This window comes from Chitinophaga solisilvae (genome assembly GCF_009928525.1).
Classification (GTDB): domain Bacteria; phylum Bacteroidota; class Bacteroidia; order Chitinophagales; family Chitinophagaceae; genus Chitinophaga; species Chitinophaga solisilvae.
Genome location: NZ_JAABOK010000002.1, coordinates 600,760 through 624,216 on the forward strand (window position 1 = coordinate 600,760; position 23,457 = coordinate 624,216).

A 23,457-nucleotide genomic window follows, 5' to 3' on the forward strand; every position below is an offset into this window, starting at 1 on the left:
TCATGAAAAGGAGAAAGAAGTTTGGCTCACTCGTTCTTTCCACTTTTTTGGCTGGTCTTATACCGGCGGATGCGCAGCATCCGCCGGGTACCAGGGCTGATGCAACTACCTATGTAGCCCCGGTTTACAAACCACTGCCATTGGGCGCAGTAAAGCCGCAGGGCTGGCTGAAGCACCAGCTGGAAATTATGCGTGACGGTACTACCGGACATCTCGATGAAGTATATGACAAAGTAAAAAAAGATAACGGCTGGCTGGGCGGAAAAGGCGATGGCTGGGAAGAAACCCCCTACTGGCTGGATGGCGCCGTTCCCCTGGCTTACCTGCTGGATGATAAAAATTTACAGGAAAAAGTATTGCGCTATATCAACTGGACCCTGCAGCACCAGCGGCCTTCCGGCTATTTCGGTCCGCTGACAAAATCAGAACGGGAAAATAATATACCCGTTGGCGTTAGTAACGCCGCTGATGGGGAAGACTGGTGGCCGAAAATGATTATGCTGAAAGTATTGCAGCAGTACTATACAGCTACCAACGATGCCCGTGTAATACCTTTCATGACAAAGTACTTTAATTATCAGCTGCAGACCCTGAAAGCCTGTCCCCTGGGTAAATGGACGGAATGGGCCGCTTCCCGCGGGTCAGAAAATATCATGATTGCCCAGTGGCTGTACAGTATCACGAAAGATAAAAAACTACTGGAACTGGCTTCCCTGCTGGAATCGCAGGCTTTTACATGGAGCAACTGGTTGGGTAACCGCAACTGGGTAATAGGCGCAGCTGCGCGGCAGAACGAGCAACACTGGATGCGCCGCCACGGTGTGAACGTAGGCATGGGACTGAAAGCCCCGGCACTGAACTACCAGCGTACCGGCAATAAAAAATACCTGCAGGATCTGCACACCGGCTTCACCGACATCATGAACCTGCACGGGCTGCCTATGGGCGTTTTTTCAGCAGATGAAGACCTTCACGGTAACGCACCTACGCAGGGAACAGAACTGTGCGCCATCGTTGAGTCTATGTTTTCCCTGGAAGAAATCATCGGTATCACCGGTGATCCGGCATATATGGACGCCCTGGAACGGATGACCTTCAACGCCCTGCCCACACAAACAACCGATGACTACAACAATAAACAGTATTTCCAGATAGCCAACCAGGTACACATCAAACGCGGCGTATTCAACTTCTCGCTGCCCTTCGACCGCGGAATGACCAACGTATTAGGGATGCGCAGCGGGTATACCTGTTGTCTTGCCAACATGCACCAGGGCTGGACAAAATTCGCGTCCCATCTCTGGTACGCCACCGCCGGCAATGGCCTGGCAGCATTCACCTACAGCCCCGGTGAAGTAACTGCCAGGGTAGGTAAAAACAATACACAGATTACCATCAGGGAAGTAACCGCCTATCCTTTTGACGAACAGGTGGTTTTTAACCTGGACATGCCACAACCGGCTGCCTTCCCCCTGGAGTTACGTATACCCGCCTGGTGCGCGGAGGCAACTGTAATATTAAACGGTGAAAAACTCCGCACAGCCGGCGGCGGCCAGCTGATTACCGTTAACCGTACCTGGCACAACAGGGATCAGCTCACGCTGCAGCTACCCATGCAGGTAACCACCTCCAACTGGGGAGGTAATTCCCGCACCATTGAAAGAGGTCCCATCGTATATGCGTTAAAGTTAGGTGAGCGCTGGGAGAAAGAACAGGATGCGGCAGAAGGCGATTATTTCAACGTGTACCCCAAAGGCGACTGGAATTATGGTATCCCCGAAAAGGTTATACAGGCGCCGGCCCGGTACCTGCAGGTAACAGCCGTAAAACCTGTGACCGCAGATTTCGTATGGAACCTGGACCATGCGCCTGTTACCATCACCACCACAGGCAAAAAAATTGAGGAATGGAAAGTGACCGAAGATGTAGCGCCACAGCCCATAACCGACAGGCACGGCCTTTACAAAGGCAAGGTAAATCAGCAGGAAGATGTAATTACCCTGGTACCTTATGGCTGTACCAAGGTCAGAATCGTAGCATTCCCCGTAGTGAAATAAACCGATAGCAGAACATCAGCCAAAACAACAGTTATGAGAACTGACATTTAAAAAGACCTCACAAAACCCAGGTTATGAAAAAACGATTACGTATACCGGATAGCATCCGGGTGGCCGGCCTGTGCCTGCATATAGCGGTATGGTGGCTGTTTTGCTCACTGTCTGCACAGGCAGCACCCACAGATATTTCCATTACCGGTAAGGTGACCGATGAGCAGGGCGCTGGTCTGCCCGGCGTCACCATTGCAGTTAAAGGTACTTCCAGAGGCGCTTCCACAAATGGAAACGGTACTTACCATATCACCGTGGCCGACAGAAATGCCGTACTGGTGTTTTCATTCGTAGGATATGTAAAACAGGAAATCACCGTTGGCGACCAGAAGGAAATTAATGTAAAACTGCAGACAGACAGCAAAGGGCTGGGAGAAGTGATAGTAGTCGGTTACGGTACGCAGAAGAAGGAATCCGTTACCGGCGCTATCTCCGGAGTAACCAGCAAAGAGCTGGAAAGGGTACATGCCTCTACCGTCAGCGCTACACTGGCCGGTAAAATACCCGGCGTTTCCTTCCGTATGCCCGATGGCCGCCCGGGCGCCAGCGCCACCATACAGATCCGTAACTTCGGCAATGCCCTCTATGTAATTGACGGGATCCAGAAAGATGCCGGCCAGTTCAATAATATTTCCCCCAACGATATTGAAAGTATCACCGTACTGAAAGACGCCTCTGCCGCTATTTACGGCGTGCGGGCAGCCAACGGGGTAGTCGTGGTTACCACCAAAAGAGGTAAACCGGGCAGCGGCAGCACCATTAACGTAGACGCCTATACGGGATGGCAGAACTGGTCCAGGTTCCCCAAAACCGTAAATGCCTACGAATGGATGCTGGGAAAGGCAGATGCGGAAATGAATGCGGAAGATCCCCGCACAGACATTACCAGGGCCGAACTGGAGAAATGGAAAGCCGGTACGGAGAAAGGTTATCAGAGTTTTGACTGGTACGATTTCATCATCAAAAAAAATGCTCCGCAACATTCTGTTAATGTAAACGCTACCGGCGGATCAGAAAATATCAACTACTACCTCTCCGTGACCCGCCTGGATCAAAAGTCAGTACTGGGAAGAGAATTTGATTTTAACCGTACCAATATCCAGAGTAATGTGGATGCCAGGATAGCCAAACGGCTGAAAGTAGGCGTGCAGATCAACGGCCGTATTGAAGAACGGGATAACCCCGGCGTACCCGGCGGAGATGATTACTGGGCGCCGCGCTTCGCGTTATTCCGCAACCGCCCCACAGAGCGGCCATATGCCAACGATAACCCGCTGTACCCGAATGACATCGGGCATAACACAGAAAACTGGGCGGTGCAGAGCAAGAAAATTTCCGGTTACTGGACAGAAAACTGGAGAGTACTGCAAACCAATTTCAACGGAACCTATGAAACACCCATCAAAGGACTCACGCTGAAAGGTATGTATTCGTTTTACTATGCAGACAAGCTGATGAACGGGCACGAATATACGTATGATACCTACACCTATCATCCGGAAAACGATACCTATGTGAGAACAGGCGGAAGCTCCAACCCATGGAGGGAACGCGGAACGCACAAGGTACTGGAGAATGTGCTGCAGGGGCAGGTCAACTACAACAATACGTTCGGCAGGCATACCATAGGAGGTACTTTCGTTTCAGAAAGAATCAAACGCCGGGAGCTGGACGTATGGGTACACGCAGTACCCAAAAGCAACGAGCTGCCACTGATCCAGTTCTCAGATATGGATACCTATAACGATGCCGACTGGACAGAGGCAAGAGCCGGCTATATCGGCCGTTTCAACTACAGTTTCGGCGATAGGTATTTCCTGGAAATAGCCGGCCGTTACGATGGCTCCTGGAAATTTGCACCAGATAAAAGATGGGGCTTCTTCCCCTCTGTTTCCGCCGGATGGCGCTTAACAGAAGAACCCTTCTTTAAAAAATGGCTGGGCGGCAACAGCATACTCACGGAATTAAAACTCCGCGGCTCTTACGGAGAGCTGGGTGACGACGACATCGGCATCGGCGCCTATGATTATTTATCAGGCTATACCTACGGCACTTCTACCGTGATCCTGGATGGTACCGTCATCAGAGGCTCCCGCGATAAAGGAGTGCCGAATGACCGCCTGTCCTGGTTTGTCAGCAAAATTGCAGATATAGGCCTGGATTACCAGTTATGGAACGGTAAAGTATATGGTTCACTGGATTTCTTTAACCGCAAGCGTTCCGGCCTGCGTGGCAGGAAATACGATGTACTCGTGCCCGGTGAAATAGGATACGGGCTGCCGGATGAAAATGTCAACAGCGATGCGCAGAAAGGAGGCGAATTTTCTGCTGCCTATACCACGCAGATAGGTAAAGTGAATTTTGTAGCAGGTGGTAACGTCTCCTACTCCAGAAGCAGATTCCTGGAATCCTACAAACCTATATGGGGCAACTCCTGGGATCATTACCGGAACTCCATTGAAAACCGCTGGAATAATATCTACTGGGGTTATGAAGCTATCGGGCAGTTCCAGTCACAGGAAGAAATTAACAAGTACCCCGTTAATGTAGACGGGAAAGGAAATAAAACACTGCTCCCCGGAGATATCATCTATAAAGATATGAATGGCGATAATGTCATCGACGACAGAGACATGCGACCGATCGGTTACCAGACTACCGGTAACCCGACCGTGAACTTTGGCTTTAACCTCGGCGTGAGGTGGAACGGATTTGACTTTGCCGCCGATTTTTCGGGTGGTTCCATGTATTCCTACAATCAGAACTGGGAGATGAGATGGCCCTTTCAGAACGGTGGCAACCTGTTAAAACAGTTCTATGATGACCGCTGGCACCGCGAAGATCCCTTTGATGTAAACAGCAAATGGATACCCGGTAAAAACCCGCCGTTACGCTTCAATAAGGGTGATCACAGTAACTATAACAAGCCTTCCACTTTCTGGCTGCATAATGTGCACTATGTACGGTTACGCACCATGGAACTGGGATATTCCATTCCGCAGCATTTACTGGACAGGGTGAAGTTTAAGAAAGCCAGGATCTATATCAATACCTATAACCTGTTTTCCATCGATAATGTAAAAGACCTGGGAATAGAACCGGAGATAGCAGATGAAAACGGCCTGCAGTATCCGCAGAATAAACTGGTGAATGTTGGCGTAAATCTTACTTTCTAAGTAATAAATAACACTCGTTATGAAAAAGCACTGGTTATATATATGCCTGGTTATACTCGCTTGTAATGTGGGTTGTAACGATAAGGACTTCCTGAATGTAAAGCCTTCCGATGTGTTGCAGAACGATCAGCTCTGGAATGATGAAGGGCTGATTCTCTCTGTTCTGGCAGACCTTTACGACCGCTATCCGGATCGTCAGACTGATGTAAACAATTCTCCCATTCCTTCTATGGTTGTACAAACCATCGATAACTGGGGCGAGTTTGCGCGCTTCGATGAAGCCTTCGCCTCAGAGAACGGCCAGTACTGGCGGCATGGCGCCAGCGATTACCCTTATGTGTTTCCGGGTATGATTGTAAAGGGCGCCGGAGAAGTAACCTATTGGGACTATGCGTATATACGCGAACTGAATATCTTCATTGATAAATGCGGCACCTCCACCAAACTGAAGCAGGAAGTGAAAAACCGCTTCATTGCAGAAGCCAGATACCTGAGAGCGGTCGTATATTTTGAAGAAGTAAAAAGAGTAGGCGGCGTTCCCCTGATACTGCAGCCGATGACCTACGACTACAAGGGCGATCCGGCATATCTGCAGCATGCGCGCGCAAAGGAATCAGAAATATATGATTTCGTTATCAGCGAAATGGATACCGTAAGAAAATACCTGCCTGCAGGCGCAGTCAGTAAAACCCGCGCCACGGCAGGCCTTGCGCTGGCAACAAAAACAAGGGCGGCTTTGTATGCCGGATCAATAGCCCGGCATGGCGTTACCACGCCGCAGGTATCTTTACCGGGTGGTGAAGCAGGTATACCGGTAGCCAAAGCCAATGACTATTATACCATTGCCCTGAATGCTGCGAAAGAGCTGATTAACAGCGGCAGTTACGCACTCTACAAAAAGAACGCAGATAACTTCACACAGAATTTCATCAGCCTGTTTATCGATAAAGGCGCTAATCCGGAAGTGATCTTCGCCAAGGATTTTAAACTGCAGAGCGGAAGAGTACAGCCGTGGACGTTATGGAGCCAGCCCCGCTCCAATGCGGAAGAGCAGCAGGGTGGCCGGCTGAACCCGTCGCTGAACCTGGTGCAGTCATTCGAACTGCTGGACAACACCTTCGCGCCGTTAAATATCAATGCACCCGGCGGCGGATACGTATACTACAATGATCCGCTGGATCTGTTCGCAAACAGGGACCCTCGTTTAGCCGCCACCGTTATCTTGCCGGGATCTGAATTTAAAGATAAAAAGGTGGATATATGGGCCGGTTATATCCGCAGGAACGGGGATATAGTTACGGGAGATAACTTCGGCGCCAAATCCCGGCTGGAGCCGAACGGGCCGGAAGTGCAGGTCGTGGGCTATGACGGGCCGGTGAATAATCTGGAGTTCAGTGCGCAGTCAGGTTTTATCATCCGGAAGTACATGGACCCTACTGTCGGTTCCGGGCGTATTGGTACGCAGAGTGAAGTATGGTGGATCCGCTACCGTTATGCCGAAGTACTGCTCAATGCGGCGGAAGCGGCTTTTGAGCTGGGACAGCGGGATGTGGCAGCAGGCTATATCAACCAGGTAAGGGAGAGGGCCGGGTTTAAAATCCCGCTTACAGCGGCAGATATGACTTTCGACCGTATCGTACATGAAAGGAAAGTAGAGCTGGCATTTGAAGGCCATGAATTCTGGGATATGAAACGCTGGCGGCTGGCGCATAAAGTCTGGAATGGCGTACGAACTGCGCTGACCACCAATCCCGGAAAAAGCGACGAACCCAGCACCCGTGTGTTTGCGTTGTGGCCTTACAAGGTATATGACCCCGGCAGCCCCAACAACGGCAAGTATATCTTTAAACAGGTGCTGCCAGGCGCGGTAACGTCAGCGCACGGCTTCCGGCTGGGCAATTACTACGCTGCCATCAATGATGATATCAGGAACAATAATCCGAAAATTGTGAAGAATCCTAACCAGTAAAGCAATGTATTATGAAAGCTAATATTCAGTATGCTATATTGATTGCCTGGGGCATATTATCTGTTTCCTGTAAGAAAGATAATTACAAAGCGCCATCCGGCGCATTCAGCGGACGGCTGGTATACCAGGGACAGCCGGTTAACGTCAGCTATAACGAGGTGTATTTTGAGCTATGGGAACCAGGGTGGGGGAAAAGTACGCCCATTGTGGTGAACGTTTCCCAGGATGGCTCTTTCTCGGCGCTGTTGTTCGATGCCTCCTATAAACTGGTAATTCCTGCAGCGCAGGGGCCATTCCGCTCCTTAACAGATAAAACCACCAACTCGGATACGATCCTGCTGCAGTTGTCAGGTAACCTCACGCGTGACATAGAGGTGTTGCCGTATTACATGATCCGTCAGGCAAAGTTTACAGCAGCCGGCAGGAAGGTGACTGCTACTTTTGCTGCAGAGCAGATTATTAAGGATGCTGCCGCAAAAGACATTGAGCGGGTATCATTGTACATCTGTAAGACACAGTTCGTAGATGGACGTAACAGCGTGGCTACAAAAGATATGAGCGGAGCAGCAATAACAGATCCTGCGGGTATCAGTCTGCAGGTAGATGTACCGGCACTGGTGCCGGAGCAGAAGACGGTTTTTGCGCGGGTAGGGCTGAAGATAGCCGGTGTGGAAGATATGATTTATTCGCCGGTGCAGGAGGTAGCGTTGTAAAGGATGGGCCGGATATGACAGTATCCTTTTCCTGTGAAAAGTTTTAGAATAAAAGGTTTCGATACAATCGAAACCTTTTTTATTTATATGTCGTTCAACGGCCGGGTAATTATTTCTTATCGCTTCCTGCTGTCTTCCCCTAACCCTGATTTTCAGCGGTTGTTTACCTTTTTCTATCCTTTCCCGACTAATTAAACAGGGGGGAGCAACACCCGGATCCCCCGGGCAGGTAAAGGCATAAATGATTGCCGGCTGCAGGAATTGAGGATATACCCTGTTAATCCCCAGGTATTCGTTGATAACAAATCCACCTTCCTGCATTTCACCATCGGGATCCTGTTCAGATAGCATATTATTCCGGAGCAAGCCGAAAATCCGTGAAAGAGTAGGCGCCCGTTAGCCGAAAAGGGAAATATGAGTAGGCGCCCCAAACACCAATTGTTATGAACTACGTTTTTAAAGGAAAGTTATGCGGTATCTTGTGTAATGATGATTGCAGAGAGCCATTGGCAGGAGTCAAAGTAAGGCTGTACCGCACCGATAACAGGGAAGCACTCGCTGTAATGGCAGTCGCAGATACCAGCCAGACTTTTCACCAGGTAAGTGAAGAAGCCGTTAATGTAAAAAGTAAACTGCTCCTGGCAGAAACCACCGCTGATGAAAATGGTGAATTTGTTTTTAATCTCGGAGAAAAAGAAAATTACAAAGGAGAAGCATTTGATATTGACTTCTACTGCGGAACCGGCTTTGGTAAACCGGTACCGCCGAAGAAAATAACGAACTTCCAGTTTCACCTGACAACCTTGCAGCCACAATGGCGGGAAAGGAATGCAGCCAACCAGGGAGATTATTTCTTTGGCTGGGAATATTGTATCGCATCCAAGTGGTGGTGCCAGATTCTGAAGATGCTGGACCGCTGGGTGATCTGCGGAAAAGTAGTGGATTGCCAGACCGGCAAACCACTGAATGGCCTGCGCGTTTTTGCGTATGATGTAGACCTCATCCAGGATGACCCTCTGGGCAGCGATTTTACAGATGCATCCGGTCATTTCAGAATTGTTTACTCCTCCGCTGATTTCTCCAAAACACTGTTAAGCTGGCTGAATGTAGAATGGCCTGCAGGACCGGATCTGTATTTCCGCGTGGAATCAGGTTCCGGCAGTGTACTGCTGGCAGAACCGCGGAGCATGGGGCATACGAGTGCCCGCACAAATGCACACAACTGTTTCTGTGTAAAACTCTGTGTTCCCGACGGCGAAATTTATACGGCTGATGATCCATTGTTCACCCGTTTCGGTGCATACAAAATCAGTGGAGATATTAATGCCGGCGGTCTTACTGCCATTAACCGCTCCTTTGCCAGCGGTATTGGCTTTGGTTTTTACGGTTCGGTGAAACTGGTAGGCTATGCTACCAAGAAAGTGCCGACAGATACTACCAGGCCCCTGTTTTACCGATTCACCTATTCGTATGACGGCGCTACCTGGAATCCTGTAACACTGGCGCAAACAGATCAGCGAAGACTGGTGGTAGGATTGCGCAGAATTATCTGGAATGGCGTGCTGGCAGATCAGGATATTGTGATTGATCCGAATCAGCCGGCCTCCGTACCCGATAGCATTCCGCCGGATGGCGCACCCGGCGATATTCCGGATCATGTATTGCATCAGGATGCCAATGGCTGGGTAAGAGTAGATCAGCGCGGAATAGATAACGGCTTTATCGGCCCTTTGTTGTGGGTAAATACCAACGTGCTTGTTCCCGGTGGAAATGCTGAAACGCCGGGAGATGCGCCAGGCAATGCTCCGGCCAGCCCTAAGAACGGCAGACGCGTATTCTTCGCTTATCAGACAACCGATGATCCTGCTAACCCTGCCTCTCCGCATTTCAGAGAGCAGGCCACCAAAGGAGTGATCTATATCAATAACTGGGAAGAAGTAAGGCTGTTACAACTCGATGAACTCAGTACCGGTTTAAGCGGCTGTACGCCTATTACTACCCATGCGCATGTACGTTATACTGCAGACCATGAACTGATAGCTGAGTGGGCATTGGGTATTGCCAGTGCTGCTGTCCCCGGAGGCATCACCATTACCGGTGCTTCAGGTACTGTACCGCGTGGTGTAAATAATGTGATTGACTTTGCTACACCTGGTACGGTTACTCCCGCCTTCAGCACCTGGCCGTCCTGCGCCTACAAGCTCACACTGGTTTCCCGGCGGAAGCTCACCAACGGCGAATTAAATGATGATACCAATGGCAGAGAGATTATTTTCTGCAAATAATATTGTATTAAATGATAACAGGGCGTTTCTGCATTTATGCGGAAACGCCCTGTTATTGTTATTGTCATAACAGCGATACTCCTGCTGTTAAAACTATCCGGTCATCTTTTTTACATCATGGAAAGATGATTTTTATGGAACGCTATAAACAGCATATCCCCGCATGATTTTTTCATTGATCTTCATGGGTAGTATCTCATCAAATGTTGTACAGTAGCAAATTGTGGGAGAATGTGATGAAGCAAATTTTCATGTTATTTATTTATTAAGTAAATAGAACTAAAAGTTGGAAAGTTTTCTATCTTACAAAAAATATTTTGCACCTGTAATATGTTGCTTAATAAAAGGGTGAACAATATTTTGATAACTATTATTATTTACGCAAAAATCAACATGCCAACTTTACAGATAACGGATTGCCGGAAGCTATAGAAAACCAGATAGATTATCCTTCATTATTTTCCTTTCAGGACGTGATTTACGGATACAGTATTGCACCTGCAGCCACAGAAAATGGCGGCATGGCGATGAGACATTTAAAATGCCTTTCAGGCGTTCTGTTGCCCGATACATCCGCTACCAGATGGTGAGCATATCAATAAACTAAAGCATTTTTCTGGAAAAATAGCCGGAGACGGTTGCAAACGATCCCGGCAACAGAAGGCTCCCTGTAAAAGGCTCTCCGACGATATCCCGGAGCAGGTGGGTATCAGATAATAAACTCAATTTCACCATTATGAAAAAAATAACACTGAAAAACTTAGATGCTTCAGGCATTCAACCACTGTCTGTAGAAAATATGAGGACTATCACCGGCGGAAAAAGAGGATGTGATCCTTTCCTCGAATGGACATGCATGGATGGTAGCTGCATTTCCGTAATACTGGTAAACGACGGCAAAAAAGATTGTCCGGACGGCGATGATGAAACGCTGTAATTGACGATCCTGTAAATTCACGCAGTTAGAAATGCTCCGGTATACATCATAAAGTCCGGCGTATGCCGGTTTTATCTCAAAATATTAGAAGCAGTATGACCGGCAGCATATTCCATACTGCTAATATCTTTTCTTTCTTTCAATTTCACCATTATGAAAAAAATAACACTGAAAAACTTAGATGCTTCAGGCATTCAACCACTGTCTGCAGAAAATATGAGAACTATCACCGGCGGAATCAGCCGCAACCGCAAATGTCCTATCACTGAATTCGAATGTAACGATGGTAGTTGCATTTCGCCATCGCTGATAAACGACGGTAAAAACGATTGTCCGGATGGTGAAGATGAGTTTCCGATTGAGTAGTTGTGGGCCCTGAATAAATGATAGATTATATCTAAAACAAAAGCGGGATACAATATTCATTAATGAATATTGTATCCCGCTTTGCAGGTGGACAGGCCAATGTTCGAACCTGATCTGTCGTAGACCTGAAGAAGATTCCTTGTTGGTCCGCTGGATTATTTAAATAAATTGTGATTTAAAGAAATCAATTTCTCGATCGGATCTGGTTAATAATAATGAGTAAATCTTAAATTTTCAAAATTTATTGTACCCCTTAAACCAATCCTCCGCCGCTATTAAAAGCAGAAATTATGCGAATTCTTGATCTCCGACATAACGAAGGTACTGTGCGTGCTGCCAATGCTTTCTACTGAGCCTAGTTTATTGAATACGAAATCCTGGTAATGCTTCATGTCACGGGCAAACACTTTTAGAAAAAAATCATAATCTCCAGAGATATTATAGCATTCAACTACCTCGTCAATCTTGAGAATATCCGCCACAAAACTATGTCCGATTTTCCGGTCATGTTGTTTTAGCTTGATATTGCAAAATACAATGAATCCCTGGTTGAATTTTTCCGGGTTGAGCAGTGCAATATATTTTTTGATGTAGCCATTGTTTTCCAGTCGTTTGACCCGTGCGACGACAGGCGAGGATGACAGATTAACTTCCTCGGCCAGCTCTTTAATCGTCCGGCTCGAATCATTCGTCAATAGCTTTAATAGTTTCAGATCGATCTCATCCAGTTGCTCCATAGCATAAATAACTTTAATGGGTATAAAAATAAAAATAATACAGCATAAATAGCTGAAGGAGGGTTTTAGAACAGCATTTTTTACTTATTTTCTGCTATTTGATACCTTTTTATAGGTGAATATATAACTTTGACAGCAATTAATACTTCTGTTCTTTGCATATTTCAACAATCAGGAAAGGTTTTACTTAGCGGTGAATTAAAAAGGGAATCGTGTGCAAATCACGAGCTGTCGCGCAACTGTAAGTAACACAACAGGGCTTTATCAATAATGGTCACTGCGAAAGCGGGAAGGCTGGTAAAAGCTGTTACAAGTCAGGATACCTGCCTTTGCTGTATTGGTCGATGCTTCCGCGTAAAGAGGTCATTGGTCAGATTGTACAAGTTTTAAGCCCGTCAAGGGTTGATCCCGCCTCTTCGTGTACATATCTCTCTCTTAGGTCCTTTCTTTAGCGGTCGCACTGTTTAATTGATAATTAAGTTAGCTATAGAATAATTGTTTTTTGAAAATAAAATAATTGTAACAACTAATGGAAGCGATCACATCGGAAAATTCCAAAGTAAACGAACAAAAATACATGGAAAATATTCAGAATACCATCAAGGATGATTTTGTGTTCACGCTAAAGAGTACTTGTTTAAATGAAAACTATCACCCCTCAAGTCAAACGCGTCTGACAACCAATTTTGCAAACCTGGCTAGAGGAGATAATCGCCAGCAAAACTTACGTAATGCCTTAAATATGATTAACAACCGATTTAATGCATTGGCTCATTTGAATAATCCTAAAGCGGATCGTTACCTTGTAGAACTTGAAATCATCACAGTAACGATGAGTACTGATGATAAGAACGGTATTAACAATCTGCCGTTGATTGAAGTTTTAAAAACGAATATTTTTGACCGTAAGACCAGCCAGCATATAGAAGGTATTGCCGGAAATAATTTTTCTTCTTATGTTCGTGATTATGATTTCAGTATTTTATTGATCGAGCACAATAAGAATAAATCTGATTTTTGTATCCCTGAAAATTTCGGTGATTTACACGGAAAACTTTATAAGTGCTTTGTGAGTTCAGCCACTTATAAAGAGCACTTTAAGATGCCACCGATCATTTGTCTAAGTGTATCGAGCAACAAAACTTATACTCGCACTGAGTATCAGCATCCGGTTCTGGGTTTTGAGTATCTGCAGGATCAGTATTCTATCACGGATGAATATTTCTCTAAAATGGGTTTAAAAGTTCGTTTTTTCATGCCTCCGAACAGTGTGGCGCCGATGGCTTTTTATCATTCCGGAGATCTGCTTGCTGATTATACTGATCTTGGACTGATCAGTTCAATCAGCACGATGGAGACTTTCCAGAAGATTTATCGCCCTGAAATTTACAATGCAAATTCAGTGGCTGGGAAAATTTATCAACCTAGTCTTAAACACGAAGATTATTCACTGACCCGCGTGGTTTATGACCGCGAAGAGCGCAGCCGATTGGCGGTTGAACAGGGTAAATATGCTGAAGAGCATTTCATCAAACCTTATCAGAATATTCTTGAGCAGTGGGCTGCTAAATTCGCTAGTTAATAAATCAAAAACAATAAGAAATAACAATGAAAAAACTATTACCAACCTCAATTGTTGGGAGTTTACCCAAACCAGCCTGGCTTGCACCACCTGAGAAACTTTGGTCGCCCTGGAAATTAGAAGGAGATCAGTTATTGGAAGGAAAACAGGATGCTTTGCGCATTTCTTTGCAGGAACAGCAATTGGCTGGGTTAGATATCGTTTGTGATGGTGAGCAAACGCGCCAGCATTTTGTAACCACTTTTATCGAACATTTAAGTGGTGTAGATTTTGAAAATCGCAAAACTGTGAGAATTCGTAACCGTTATGATGCGAGTGTCCCAGTGGTTATAGGTGATGTTGCACGTCAAAAAGCAGTTTTTGTTGAAGATGCTAAATTTTTACGTAAACAGACTAATATGCCTATAAAATGGGCATTACCCGGACCGCTTACCATGGTAGATACCTTATACGATGACCATTACAAAAGCCGGGAAAAATTAGCGTGGGAATTTGCGAAAGCACTCAATGAAGAAGCAAGAGAACTGCAAGATGCAGGGGTAGATATTATCCAGTTTGATGAACCTGCATTTAATGTGTTCTTTGATGAAGTTAACGATTGGGGAATGGCAGCGTTAGAAAGAGCCATTGAAGGTTTGCACTGCGAAACTGCAGTACATATTTGCTATGGTTACGGCATACAAGCCAATAACGATTGGAAAAAAACATTAGGTTCAGAATGGCGTCAATATGAAGAAATATTCCCTAAAATTCAAAAATCTAAAATTGATGTGGTGTCATTAGAATGCCACAACTCAAATGTGCCTTTAAATTTAATTGAACTTGTTCGGGGTAAAAAAGTAATGGTTGGTGCAATTGATGTGGCCACCAATACTATTGAAACACCTGAAGAAGTAGCTAATACGCTACGTAAAGCGCTTGAGTTTATAGATATCGAAAATCTTTACCCCAGTACAAACTGTGGTATGGCTCCTTTGTCCCGAAACGTGGCAAGAGGTAAGTTAAGTGCTTTAAGCGCAGGAGCTGAAATTATACGTAAAGAATTTGCGATTTAGTTATAATTGGTAAATAATTTTTGATCACCGGAAATTATAGTAAGAGCACTTTGAATAAGTTATTAGCAGTATTAAAGAAAGCAGGTTTCGATGGTTTCCTGTTAATGATAGGCGCCATGATTATGCTGGCCTATTTTTTACCTCAACCAGGCATGATCAAGGAACCTGTTTCGCTGGAGGAGATTGCCAATGCAGGCGTGTCGTTAATTTTCTTTTTCTATGGCTTGCGACTGAGCGTTGAGAAACTAAAGTCCGGGCTTGCCAACTGGAAAATGCACATTATCGTCCAATTAACGACTTTTTTGTTTTTTCCGCTCATTGTTTTGGCATCTCGTCCCCTGTTCGTCAACACCAGCTTAGAGTTGCTTTGGTTGGGTATGTTTTTTCTGGCGGCTTTACCTTCCACAGTCTCTTCTTCCGTGGTCATGGTTTCCATCGCCAAGGGCAACATTCCCGCTGCCATTTTCAATGCAAGCATTTCCAGTTTGATCGGAGTAGTGGTTACGCCGCTCTGGGTTGGACTATTCATCGCTTCTGCAACAGGCGATTTTGATGTCACTGATATCGTCATAAAGTTGACGCTTCAAGTCTTGCTGCCTGTCATCATCGGCATCAGCCTCAACTCCCGTTTGGGCGCCATTGCCGAAAAATATAAGAAACAGCTCAAGTATTTCGATCAGGCAATCATTCTCACCATCATTTACACGTCGTTTTGTAAGTCATTCTCTCAACATCTTTTTGAAGGCTTCACCGCCCTTGAACTTGCCGGACTCGCCGCAGGGATGATGGCCTTATTTTTTGCTGTATTCTTTTGTGTCGGACTACTCAGTCGATTGTTGGGCTTTTCAGATGAAGATCGTATTACTGTCTTATTCTGTGGATCTAAAAAGTCATTGGTACACGGAACCGTCATGTCAAAAGTGCTCTTTCAACACAGTACCATTACCGGCATCGTATTGTTACCACTCATGCTTTACCATGCCTTGCAATTGATTGCCGCCAGCATCATCGCTCAGGGTATGGCCAGACGAAAAGAAGTATAATTTTTACAACAATAGCTTAGGTTGATAAATTTCGTAAAAAAGATCTTCCGCAGCGGGCGATGATGGTGTGCATCAACAATGATGTTTATCTGCCGGTCTTTGACCAACATGATACTTATGAAAATGGCAATATGAAACTTTTTGAAAAAACACAGTTAGGCGGTGTCAACCTGAAGAATAGAATCGCTATGGCAGCGATGACCAGAGGTCGTACAGATATAAATGGCTTAGTGGGTGATATGGCCATAGAATACTATACCCAAAGAGCAGGCGCAGGTTTGCTGTTTACTGAAGCTATCAGGATTAGTGAAGATGCTACCGGGAGTCCACTCACTCCGGGCATTTTCACGGGTCAACAAATAGAAGCATGGAAGAAGGTTACAGCAGCGGTACACGATAAAGGCGGTGTTATTATAGCTCAGCTTTGGCACTCCGGCCGCATGGGTCATTCTGTAGACAGAAATGGCAAGCTCCCTTTTGCGCCGTCACCCTTGCCTATCCGTGGAATGCAGCATTTTACCTCTCAGGGTAAGAAGGATTACGAGATACCAAAGGAAATGACAATCCCGGAAATCAAACAAACTATAATGGACTTTGGCCAGGCCGCAAAAAACGCCGTAGCCGCAGGCTTTGACGGGGTACAGCTACACGCTGCCAATGGTTGTCTGCCCAACCAGTTCTTAGCTGAAAGTGCCAACCAAAGAACAGATGCTTACGGCGGCAACATCCCTAACAACACCCGCTTTGTACTGGAGGTGATGGAGGAATTAATCAGTGCGGTAGGAAGTGAAAAAGTAGGTATTAAAATATCTCCTTTCCATCCTTATGGTGATGTAATACTTGATAATCCTTCTGCCACTTATACCTACCTCATTGAAGAATTCAACAAGCTGGAATTTGCCCATGTAGAACTCATGAGGCGCAGCCCATTTTTCCCTTCGCCTGAACATTATGCCGCTGATAACGAGATTGAATTCTTTGGCAGAAAAATTCGCCAGACAGTTATCGCTAATGCAGGGTACGACAAGGCTTCTGGCGAGGCAGAACTTGAAAAAGGCATTGCTGAGCTTATTTCCTTTGGCAAGTTATACATCGCAAATCCTGACCTGCCAGAAAGGTTTGAAAAAGATGTTGCGCTTAGTGAGCCGGACAGGGCAACAATATATGGCGGCGGGAAACAAGGTTATACTGATTATCCACTATGGAATGAATAGAGTGTCATCAAAATAAATGATAATTCAAACAATAGCAATATTGAAAATAATTCCTTCGTCAAATAAATTTAAGTCGCTTCAAGTGTAAAGAGGTGATCAGGTTGCTGATTCCGTTTACTCAATCGATTAATGTGGAACAGGTAGTTTCACACGACTCTCTCAAAGCGCTGTATCTGGTCATACAGTGATAAATGATCAACGTATTAATCGATGATGAACGGCGTCAGCAGTTCTGCGCCGGCAGGAGCTTTCTCCCCGCCTATCTGGCAATTCGCCCGAAAACGAAAAAGGGACAAATCATACTTGTGATGATTTGTCCCTTTTTGCGGACCAGACGGGACTCGAACCCGCGACCTCCGCCGTGACAGGGCGGCATTCTAACCAACTGAACTACTGATCCTCGCTACTGATGGGCTTTTCAGCCCTTCCGTTGCCCCCGTTTGGGGTTGCAAATATAGAATTATTTATTCCATTCCACCAAAAAAATGTACTGAAAAAAACAAATATTTATCTAAATGCTTGATGGTGGCGTGTTTTGGGCTGATTTGTATTCCAGCAATGCTATCCGTGCATAGTGATCTGCCAGCCGCGTTGTCTCCGGCAGGCGGTATTGCGTGGCCATTGCCAGCACTATATCCGTGGCCGTCGGCAGCGAAACCTTATGCCCGCAGGACACAAACACCGGGTTGATGCCTGTCTGTGTACGCAGGGCGTTGCCTATATGTTCCCCGCCTTCATACAAGGGTGCTACGCTGCCTCTGGCTGCGGGCAGCTCATCATAGGAGCCGCATAACCTCGTCTTACCGCAACCGATCACCGGTTTGTCGATCGTTACGCCGAAATGACACGCCAGCCCGAAACGCCGCTGATGCGCGAGCCCCTGCCCGTCGCAGATAATGAGATCCGGCTCGCGGCGGAGCTGCCCGTACGCTGCCAGCAGCGGCGGCATCTCCCGGAAGGAAAACAGCCCCGGTATATACGGAAACGTTACCTGCGTGGTGTGGGAAGATACTTCCAGTACCTCCCGTGTATGATAATCCAGCAGTACTATACTGCCGCATATCAGGTCCGTGTCCTTATCATATTCTACATCAGTACCGGCAATGATGCGGATATCCGCAGGCAGCATATCTGTAGTGATCACCTGGTGGCGCAACTCCTGTTGAAGCGCGATGGCGGCAGCTTCGGTAATCATAGGCGGTAAGTTTTGAAACGTAATATTAATCAAAAGAACTTTGATGAATGACGTATATTTGAGATGACTTTTTCCTTTCAGTAGCCGCCATCATCTTTATCTTTAATACATTTGATCACACATATGGAACCCGTTACAGTAGCAAGATTGAAAAATATTCCGCCGCTCGCGGAAGTGCCCGATGAACAGTTGCAATGGCTGATAGATCATTCGGAAGACCGCATCGTGCCCGACGGGGAAAACCTGTTTTCCATGGGACAGCCCGTGGTGGCTATGATTATCATCCTGAGCGGAAAGGTCCGCGTATTCCGCAGCCAGAACGGACAGTATGTGGAAGTGATGGAGATGACAGATAACAACCTCACGGGCTATCTGCCTTTCTCCCGTATTAAAACAGCTATCGGCAACGGTGTCTGCATGGGCGATACCCGCGTGCTTTCCTGTCCGAAGGAAACCATCAACAGCGTCATCGGGAAGTATTATGAGCTGACAGCCGCACTGGTACATGTGATGTCTGCGCGCATCCGGGAGGTGACTTCCCAGGAACAGCAGAATGAAAAGATGCGCGCACTCGGAAAACTGTCTGCCGGCCTGGCACACGAGTTGAACAATCCCGTGGCGGCCATCGTCAGAAGCGCTGCCACGCTGAATGAAAATATTCAGAATGTACCGGAAGTATTCCGGCAGATGGCCTCGCTGCAGCTGACTACTGTACAGGCAGAGCTGATTGTGCAGAAGCTGCACGCCATCCGGGAAAGCAGACCACAGCAGCCGCTGGGCCTCCTGGAGCTGTCTGACAGGGAAACTGAAATTCTTGACTGGATGGAAGCAAAAGATATTGACCATCCCGAAACAGCAGAAGTACTGGCAGAATGCGGCCTCAACACCGGCGATATGGAAACCTTCAGTACCGGCCTTCCTGCCGATGAACTACCCGTTATCTTCAACTGGTTGCAAAGCGCACTGGTAGCCGATCGCATGGTGAACGACATACAGGTCGCCGCCAAAAGAATATCCGGACTGGTCAACGCCGTGAAAAATTTTACTTACATGGATCAGGCGTCAGACAAGCAGATGGTGGACATTCATCAGGGTATCCTCAATACGCTCACCATGCTGGATTACAAAGTGAGAAAGGGAAATATCCGCATCGAAAAACGCTTCGATGATACACTGCCCCGCCTGAAAGCCCTGCCCGGTGAGCTGAACCAGATATGGACCAACATCCTCGATAATGCTATCGATGCGACGGAAGTAAATAAAAAAGGAAACATCACCATCGAAACAACACAGGACAGGCAATGTATTCACATCAGCATTACAGACGACGGACCGGGTATCCCGGAAGAAATCCGTTCCCGTATCTTTGAACCGTTTTTTACGACAAAGGAAATCGGCAAAGGCACCGGATTAGGACTGGATATGGTGATGCAGATAGTACGCCGCCATAACGGATCGGTGAAATTCACCTCTGAGCCAGGGAAAACATCGTTCCGCATCTCTTTTCATAAAGAAGAACCGGCATTGACTTCTCCCGAAAAGTAATAACAAAACAGTATAGACAATTCATCATTATAATTTTCAGAAATGGCGCTGCCCATCATTTTTACTATTGACGACGACCGACAGGTGTTGAATGCCATTACCCAGGACCTCAAATCCTATTACAGGAAAGAGTACCGGGTACTCAGTACCATATCCGCAGACGAAGCGCTGAAAAGCCTGATAACACTGAAGAACAAGGGAGAAATGGTTGCGGCCTTCATCTCCGATCAGCGCATGCCCGAAATGGAAGGCGTTGACTTCCTGCAGCAGGCCATGGAAATTTATCCTGATGCAAAACGGGTATTGCTGACTGCCTATTCAGATACCAACGCTGCTATTAAGGCTATCAATGAAATCAGCCTCGACTACTACCTCATGAAACCCTGGGACCCGCCGGAAGAAAAACTCTACCCGGTGCTGAATGAACTGCTCAACGAGTTCCAGAATAAATATCATCCTGACTTCACCGGTATTAAGGTGCTCGGATACAGTTTCTCTTCAAAGTCGCACCAGATCAAGGAATTCCTGGCCAGCAACCTGGTGCCCTACCAGTCGGTAGAAGCTGAGTCTGAAGAAGGAAAACAGCTGATGCATAATAACCAGCTGACACCTGCCGACCTGCCGGCGGTGATCTTTGAAAACGGCGATCTGGTGAAGATCCCTGCTATCATTGATATTGCCGCGCGCATAGGATTGAATCCGACAGTGAAAAACGATATCTATGATGTCGTGATTATCGGCGCAGGGCCCGCCGGACTGGCAGCGGCTGTATACGGCGCATCAGAAGGACTGCGTACGCTGCTGATCGAAAGATATGCTCCCGGCGGCCAGGCAGGTACCAGCTCCCGCATCGAAAATTATCTCGGCTTCCCGACAGGACTGAGCGGCGCAGAACTGACGCGCCGGGCCATCGCACAGGCTACCCGCTTCGGCACAGAGTTCCTCTCTCCGCATGCAGTGAAGGAAATAAAACTGAAAGCCAGCTATAAAATTGTTTGCCTGGAAAATGGTACTGAGATAAATACCCGCGCAGTGGTAGTGACTACCGGCGTTGACTATCGTCGCCTGGAAACCGCCGGGATAGAACAGTTCACCGGTGCGGGCATCTACTACGGCGCCGCCAATACCGAAGCAGCCTCCTGTAAGGATAAACATGTGTATGTGCTGGGTGGCGGCAATTCCGCCGGACAGGCAGCCATGTATCTCTCCAAATTTGCAAAGGAAGTGTTTATCATCATCCGCAAGGAAGACCTCACCGCTACCATGTCTGCCTACCTGATAGACCAGATCAAGGGTACCTCCAACATCTCGCTGATAAGCCGGAGTGAAATCGTGGAAGCCTCCGGTAACGACCGCCTGGAAGCCATGAAGATCCAGGATATGAACACCGGCAACATCCGGGAAGTACCGGCAGATGCCCTGTATATCTTCATCGGCGCCCGCCCGTATACAGACTGGCTGGGAGATCTTATCCTGAAAGATAGTAAAGGCTTTGTGCAGACCGGCCGTGAGATGAGCAGCATGGAAAATTTCGGTAAGCTCTGGAAACTGCAACGCGAACCATACCTGCTGGAAACCAGCTGCCCCGGCATATTTGCCGCCGGCGACGTGCGCTCCGGCGCTATGAGCCGTGTAGCCTCCGCCGTTGGAGAAGGCTCCATGAGCATCAGCCTCGTGCATAAATATCTTGCTGAACTCTAAATATATTCTCTATGGCATTATGTACCCACCTGCAGGCCATCACTGCAATAAAAGAGGCAAAAGCATACGTTTGTGAAGAATGCGTAAAACAGAACGGTACCTGGCTACACCTGCGTACCTGCCAGACCTGCGGCGCAACACTCTGCTGCGACGACTCGCCCTCCAGACACATGACGCAGCACTATCATGCTACCGACCATCCGGTGGTATCCTCCGCCGAACCCGGCGAACAGTGGCTTTGGTGCTATAAGGACGGGACGTTTGCAGAATACTGATTGTTCAGGAATTACGAATTGCGAATTGCGAATTACGAATGTAGCCCGAAGATAAAAGCGAATACCGAAGCAATTACTTAGAAGTATATCGCTTCGGTCTTCGCTTTTATCTTCGGGCTACATTCGTAATTCGCAATTCGTAATTCGTAATTATCTCTTCCTATAACCATTATTTCCGATCGCCGAACCCGCCATCGGCTGATAATAATTATTCGGATCTACGCCGGCAGCTTCAAGGTTGGGCATTTTGGCGTTGGCGCCTTCGGTGAATACGCCGCCGCCTTCCGTGTAGATGTAGGCGGAGGGTACAAGTGCGCCGCCGGTAATGCGGGGTGCAATGAGGGCATTGCCGCTGATGACAACAGGTTTGGTCATGCCGCGGTAGCCGTTGAGCCGGATGGCTACGCCGGAAAGCCGCGCAATGGTATTGTTGGTGATCTGTACATTGGCGCCCGCTGTGCCGCGCATGCTGATGCCGTCATGATCAATATTGTCCGAGAGCAGGTTGTTGTTGATGATGTGGGTAGCGCCGTTTTCGCCGGAACCGTAGAACTGAATCAGTTCTCCCCATCCTTTCTGAACAATGTTGTCGTGCACATTGGTATTGAGCGTGCGTCCGCCGATGAGGATGCCGCCGCAGTGCGACGGATTTTTCTGGTTACCCCAGTTGGTAACGGTATTGTTATATACTTCCAGTTTATCGATGGCGGATGTCTGTATGCCGTCAGCACCACCGTTCTGTACGATGTTGTTATATATTTTTACATTGTACCAGAGAATGGGTTGCGTGTATTCCTGCCCGGGTGTGAAGGTAGACGGATCTCCGTAATAGGAGAGGTTGGTGCTCAGGTTGAAGTAGGTGGCGGTGTGGCCGATATACATCCCTTCATTCCAGGTGCCGTCTATCAGTACATCGTGGATGTAGAGATTTTCGATGCGGGCATTGGGGTAGTAGGTGCTGGGATCTCCTTTTACAGGATCTGTTTTGGCCCATATGCCGGTACCGCCGTTTTTGATGGTCATGTTGCGCACTTCAAAGTTATCTGACTTCCGGCCGATGGTCAGATCCATATAGGCCTGCCTGCCTGGCTTCACGGAGCCGTTGATGATAAACTCTGATTTTGAATTTTCACTGCCCACACGGATATACCTGCAGTTGTTGAATGCCAGTGCTGTAGCCCATGAGCCGCTGTCCCATTCAGTATTTCCTATAGTTGTTACCGTGCCTTTGAGATTGCGTACGGTAATGGGAGCACCGGGCTTACCGATGAGATTTTCGATGTAGATAGCGGTAAAGTCTCCTTTTAGATTGATTACATCGCCGGGCTTGTAGATGTTGGTTTTCTCTATAACCAGACGACCGTATCTGTCCGGCGCCAGTGTGTATTCCTTTCCTTTTACCGGGGGCGTGATAACTACGCTGGTGTCAGGGTTCACAGGCGGCGGCGTAACCATTTCATTAAGGTCTTTCTTACAGCTCTCCAGGGTGAAAAAAAGAGCCGCGACGATTGAGATCAATGTCATGTTGATGTAGTGCTTTTTCATGGTCTTTCTTG

General features: G+C 47.2%; 17 protein-coding genes, 1 tRNA gene and 1 riboswitch. Of the genes, 14 read left to right on the top strand and 4 right to left on the bottom strand.

Translation table 11 applies throughout. The annotated features are described in order from the left end of the window. Nucleotides 1-2: 2 nt before the first annotated feature. From GWG06_RS05210 to GWG06_RS05240, 7 genes are all read left to right on the top strand, one after another. A complete protein-coding gene (locus GWG06_RS05210) occupies nucleotides 3-2,057 on the top strand; it encodes a beta-L-arabinofuranosidase domain-containing protein (protein ID WP_160711786.1) in 2,055 nt (684 codons plus the stop codon). 74 nt (nucleotides 2,058-2,131) lie between these two features. Continuing rightward, nucleotides 2,132-5,284, top strand: coding sequence for a SusC/RagA family TonB-linked outer membrane protein (locus tag GWG06_RS05215; RefSeq protein WP_160711788.1), 3,153 nt, complete (start codon nucleotides 2,132-2,134; stop codon nucleotides 5,282-5,284). A 19-nt stretch (nucleotides 5,285-5,303) separates the two neighbouring features. Then, a complete protein-coding gene (locus GWG06_RS05220) occupies nucleotides 5,304-7,253 on the top strand; it encodes a RagB/SusD family nutrient uptake outer membrane protein (RefSeq protein ID WP_160711790.1) in 1,950 nt (649 codons plus the stop codon). A gap of 11 nt (nucleotides 7,254-7,264) precedes the next feature. Beyond that, nucleotides 7,265-7,966, top strand: coding sequence for a DUF3823 domain-containing protein (locus tag GWG06_RS05225; protein ID WP_160711792.1), 702 nt, complete (start codon nucleotides 7,265-7,267; stop codon nucleotides 7,964-7,966). A 443-nt stretch (nucleotides 7,967-8,409) separates the two neighbouring features. Next, nucleotides 8,410-10,251, top strand: coding sequence for a hypothetical protein (locus GWG06_RS05230; protein WP_160711794.1), 1,842 nt, complete (start codon nucleotides 8,410-8,412; stop codon nucleotides 10,249-10,251). Between the two features lie 736 nt (nucleotides 10,252-10,987). Next, on the top strand, nucleotides 10,988-11,188 hold the full coding sequence (locus tag GWG06_RS05235) for a low-density lipoprotein receptor class A repeat-containing protein (RefSeq protein ID WP_160711796.1): 201 nt from the start codon (nucleotides 10,988-10,990) through the stop codon (nucleotides 11,186-11,188). Between the two features lie 153 nt (nucleotides 11,189-11,341). Continuing rightward, nucleotides 11,342-11,554: a hypothetical protein gene (locus tag GWG06_RS05240; RefSeq protein WP_160711798.1), complete on the top strand. Its 213-nt coding sequence runs from the start codon at nucleotides 11,342-11,344 to the stop codon at nucleotides 11,552-11,554. A 275-nt stretch (nucleotides 11,555-11,829) separates the two neighbouring features. On the opposite strand, the gene GWG06_RS05245 is transcribed toward GWG06_RS05240, so the two are convergent. Further along, nucleotides 11,830-12,291 (bottom strand): Lrp/AsnC family transcriptional regulator, encoded by a 462-nt coding sequence (locus GWG06_RS05245; RefSeq protein ID WP_160711800.1) that lies wholly within the window; start codon nucleotides 12,289-12,291, stop codon nucleotides 11,830-11,832. Nucleotides 12,292-12,452: 161 nt separating this feature from the next. Continuing rightward, a riboswitch (cobalamin riboswitch) is annotated at nucleotides 12,453-12,636 on the top strand. A gap of 184 nt (nucleotides 12,637-12,820) precedes the next feature. Here GWG06_RS05245 and GWG06_RS05250 point away from each other — a divergent pair. The 4 genes from GWG06_RS05250 to GWG06_RS05265 are packed head-to-tail and all read left to right on the top strand — an operon-like array spanning nucleotide 12,821 to nucleotide 17,185. Next, nucleotides 12,821-13,873, top strand: a complete 1,053-nt coding sequence (locus GWG06_RS05250; protein WP_202182949.1) for a DUF1852 domain-containing protein — start codon at nucleotides 12,821-12,823, stop codon at nucleotides 13,871-13,873. A 26-nt stretch (nucleotides 13,874-13,899) separates the two neighbouring features. Further along, entirely contained in the window at nucleotides 13,900-14,928 is a 1,029-nt protein-coding gene (locus GWG06_RS05255) for a methionine synthase (RefSeq protein ID WP_127043992.1), read from the top strand. Nucleotides 14,929-14,978: 50 nt separating this feature from the next. Beyond that, the gene (locus GWG06_RS05260; protein WP_160711802.1) at nucleotides 14,979-15,971 is read left to right on the top strand and encodes a bile acid:sodium symporter family protein; all 993 of its coding nucleotides are present in this window, start codon (nucleotides 14,979-14,981) and stop codon (nucleotides 15,969-15,971) included. A gap of 59 nt (nucleotides 15,972-16,030) precedes the next feature. After that, nucleotides 16,031-17,185: an alkene reductase gene (locus GWG06_RS05265; protein WP_202182950.1), complete on the top strand. Its 1,155-nt coding sequence runs from the start codon at nucleotides 16,031-16,033 to the stop codon at nucleotides 17,183-17,185. Nucleotides 17,186-17,511: 326 nt separating this feature from the next. On the opposite strand, the gene GWG06_RS05270 is transcribed toward GWG06_RS05265, so the two are convergent. Continuing rightward, nucleotides 17,512-17,585, bottom strand: a tRNA-Asp gene (locus tag GWG06_RS05270). 111 nt (nucleotides 17,586-17,696) lie between these two features. Beyond that, entirely contained in the window at nucleotides 17,697-18,380 is a 684-nt protein-coding gene (gene nfi / locus GWG06_RS05275) for a deoxyribonuclease V (protein WP_160711804.1), read from the bottom strand. Between the two features lie 123 nt (nucleotides 18,381-18,503). On the opposite strand from nfi, the gene GWG06_RS05280 reads away from it, so the two are divergent. Genes GWG06_RS05280 through GWG06_RS05290 form a run of 3 tightly spaced genes read left to right on the top strand, consistent with a single transcriptional unit; the run spans nucleotide 18,504 to nucleotide 21,901 of the window. Beyond that, nucleotides 18,504-19,925 carry an ATP-binding protein gene (locus tag GWG06_RS05280; protein WP_160711806.1) on the top strand — a complete coding sequence of 474 codons (1,422 nt, stop codon included), beginning with the start codon at nucleotides 18,504-18,506 and terminating at the stop codon, nucleotides 19,923-19,925. 42 nt (nucleotides 19,926-19,967) lie between these two features. After that, nucleotides 19,968-21,626, top strand: coding sequence for an NAD(P)/FAD-dependent oxidoreductase (locus tag GWG06_RS05285; RefSeq protein WP_160711808.1), 1,659 nt, complete (start codon nucleotides 19,968-19,970; stop codon nucleotides 21,624-21,626). 11 nt (nucleotides 21,627-21,637) lie between these two features. Then, nucleotides 21,638-21,901 carry a UBP-type zinc finger domain-containing protein gene (locus tag GWG06_RS05290; RefSeq protein ID WP_160711810.1) on the top strand — a complete coding sequence of 88 codons (264 nt, stop codon included), beginning with the start codon at nucleotides 21,638-21,640 and terminating at the stop codon, nucleotides 21,899-21,901. 150 nt (nucleotides 21,902-22,051) lie between these two features. Here GWG06_RS05290 and GWG06_RS05295 read toward each other — a convergent pair whose 3' ends face one another. Further along, the gene (locus GWG06_RS05295) at nucleotides 22,052-23,446 is read right to left on the bottom strand and encodes a right-handed parallel beta-helix repeat-containing protein (RefSeq protein ID WP_160711812.1); all 1,395 of its coding nucleotides are present in this window, start codon (nucleotides 23,444-23,446) and stop codon (nucleotides 22,052-22,054) included. Nucleotides 23,447-23,457: the final 11 nt, after the last annotated feature.

Coding starts and splice junctions, on each gene's coding strand:
- GWG06_RS05210 (WP_160711786.1), top strand. CDS start 3: ATGAAAAGGAGAAAGAAGTTTGGCTCACTCGTTCTTTCCACTTTTTTG.
- GWG06_RS05215 (WP_160711788.1), top strand. CDS start 2,132: ATGAAAAAACGATTACGTATACCGGATAGCATCCGGGTGGCCGGCCTG.
- GWG06_RS05220 (WP_160711790.1), top strand. CDS start 5,304: ATGAAAAAGCACTGGTTATATATATGCCTGGTTATACTCGCTTGTAAT.
- GWG06_RS05225 (WP_160711792.1), top strand. CDS start 7,265: ATGAAAGCTAATATTCAGTATGCTATATTGATTGCCTGGGGCATATTA.
- GWG06_RS05230 (WP_160711794.1), top strand. CDS start 8,410: ATGAACTACGTTTTTAAAGGAAAGTTATGCGGTATCTTGTGTAATGAT.
- GWG06_RS05235 (WP_160711796.1), top strand. CDS start 10,988: ATGAAAAAAATAACACTGAAAAACTTAGATGCTTCAGGCATTCAACCA.
- GWG06_RS05240 (WP_160711798.1), top strand. CDS start 11,342: ATGAAAAAAATAACACTGAAAAACTTAGATGCTTCAGGCATTCAACCA.
- GWG06_RS05245 (WP_160711800.1), bottom strand. CDS start 12,291: ATGGAGCAACTGGATGAGATCGATCTGAAACTATTAAAGCTATTGACG.
- GWG06_RS05250 (WP_202182949.1), top strand. CDS start 12,821: ATGGAAGCGATCACATCGGAAAATTCCAAAGTAAACGAACAAAAATAC.
- GWG06_RS05255 (WP_127043992.1), top strand. CDS start 13,900: ATGAAAAAACTATTACCAACCTCAATTGTTGGGAGTTTACCCAAACCA.
- GWG06_RS05265 (WP_202182950.1), top strand. CDS start 16,031: ATGATGGTGTGCATCAACAATGATGTTTATCTGCCGGTCTTTGACCAA.
- nfi (WP_160711804.1), bottom strand. CDS start 18,380: ATGATTACCGAAGCTGCCGCCATCGCGCTTCAACAGGAGTTGCGCCAC.
- GWG06_RS05280 (WP_160711806.1), top strand. CDS start 18,504: ATGGAACCCGTTACAGTAGCAAGATTGAAAAATATTCCGCCGCTCGCG.
- GWG06_RS05285 (WP_160711808.1), top strand. CDS start 19,968: ATGGCGCTGCCCATCATTTTTACTATTGACGACGACCGACAGGTGTTG.
- GWG06_RS05290 (WP_160711810.1), top strand. CDS start 21,638: ATGGCATTATGTACCCACCTGCAGGCCATCACTGCAATAAAAGAGGCA.
- GWG06_RS05295 (WP_160711812.1), bottom strand. CDS start 23,446: ATGAAAAAGCACTACATCAACATGACATTGATCTCAATCGTCGCGGCT.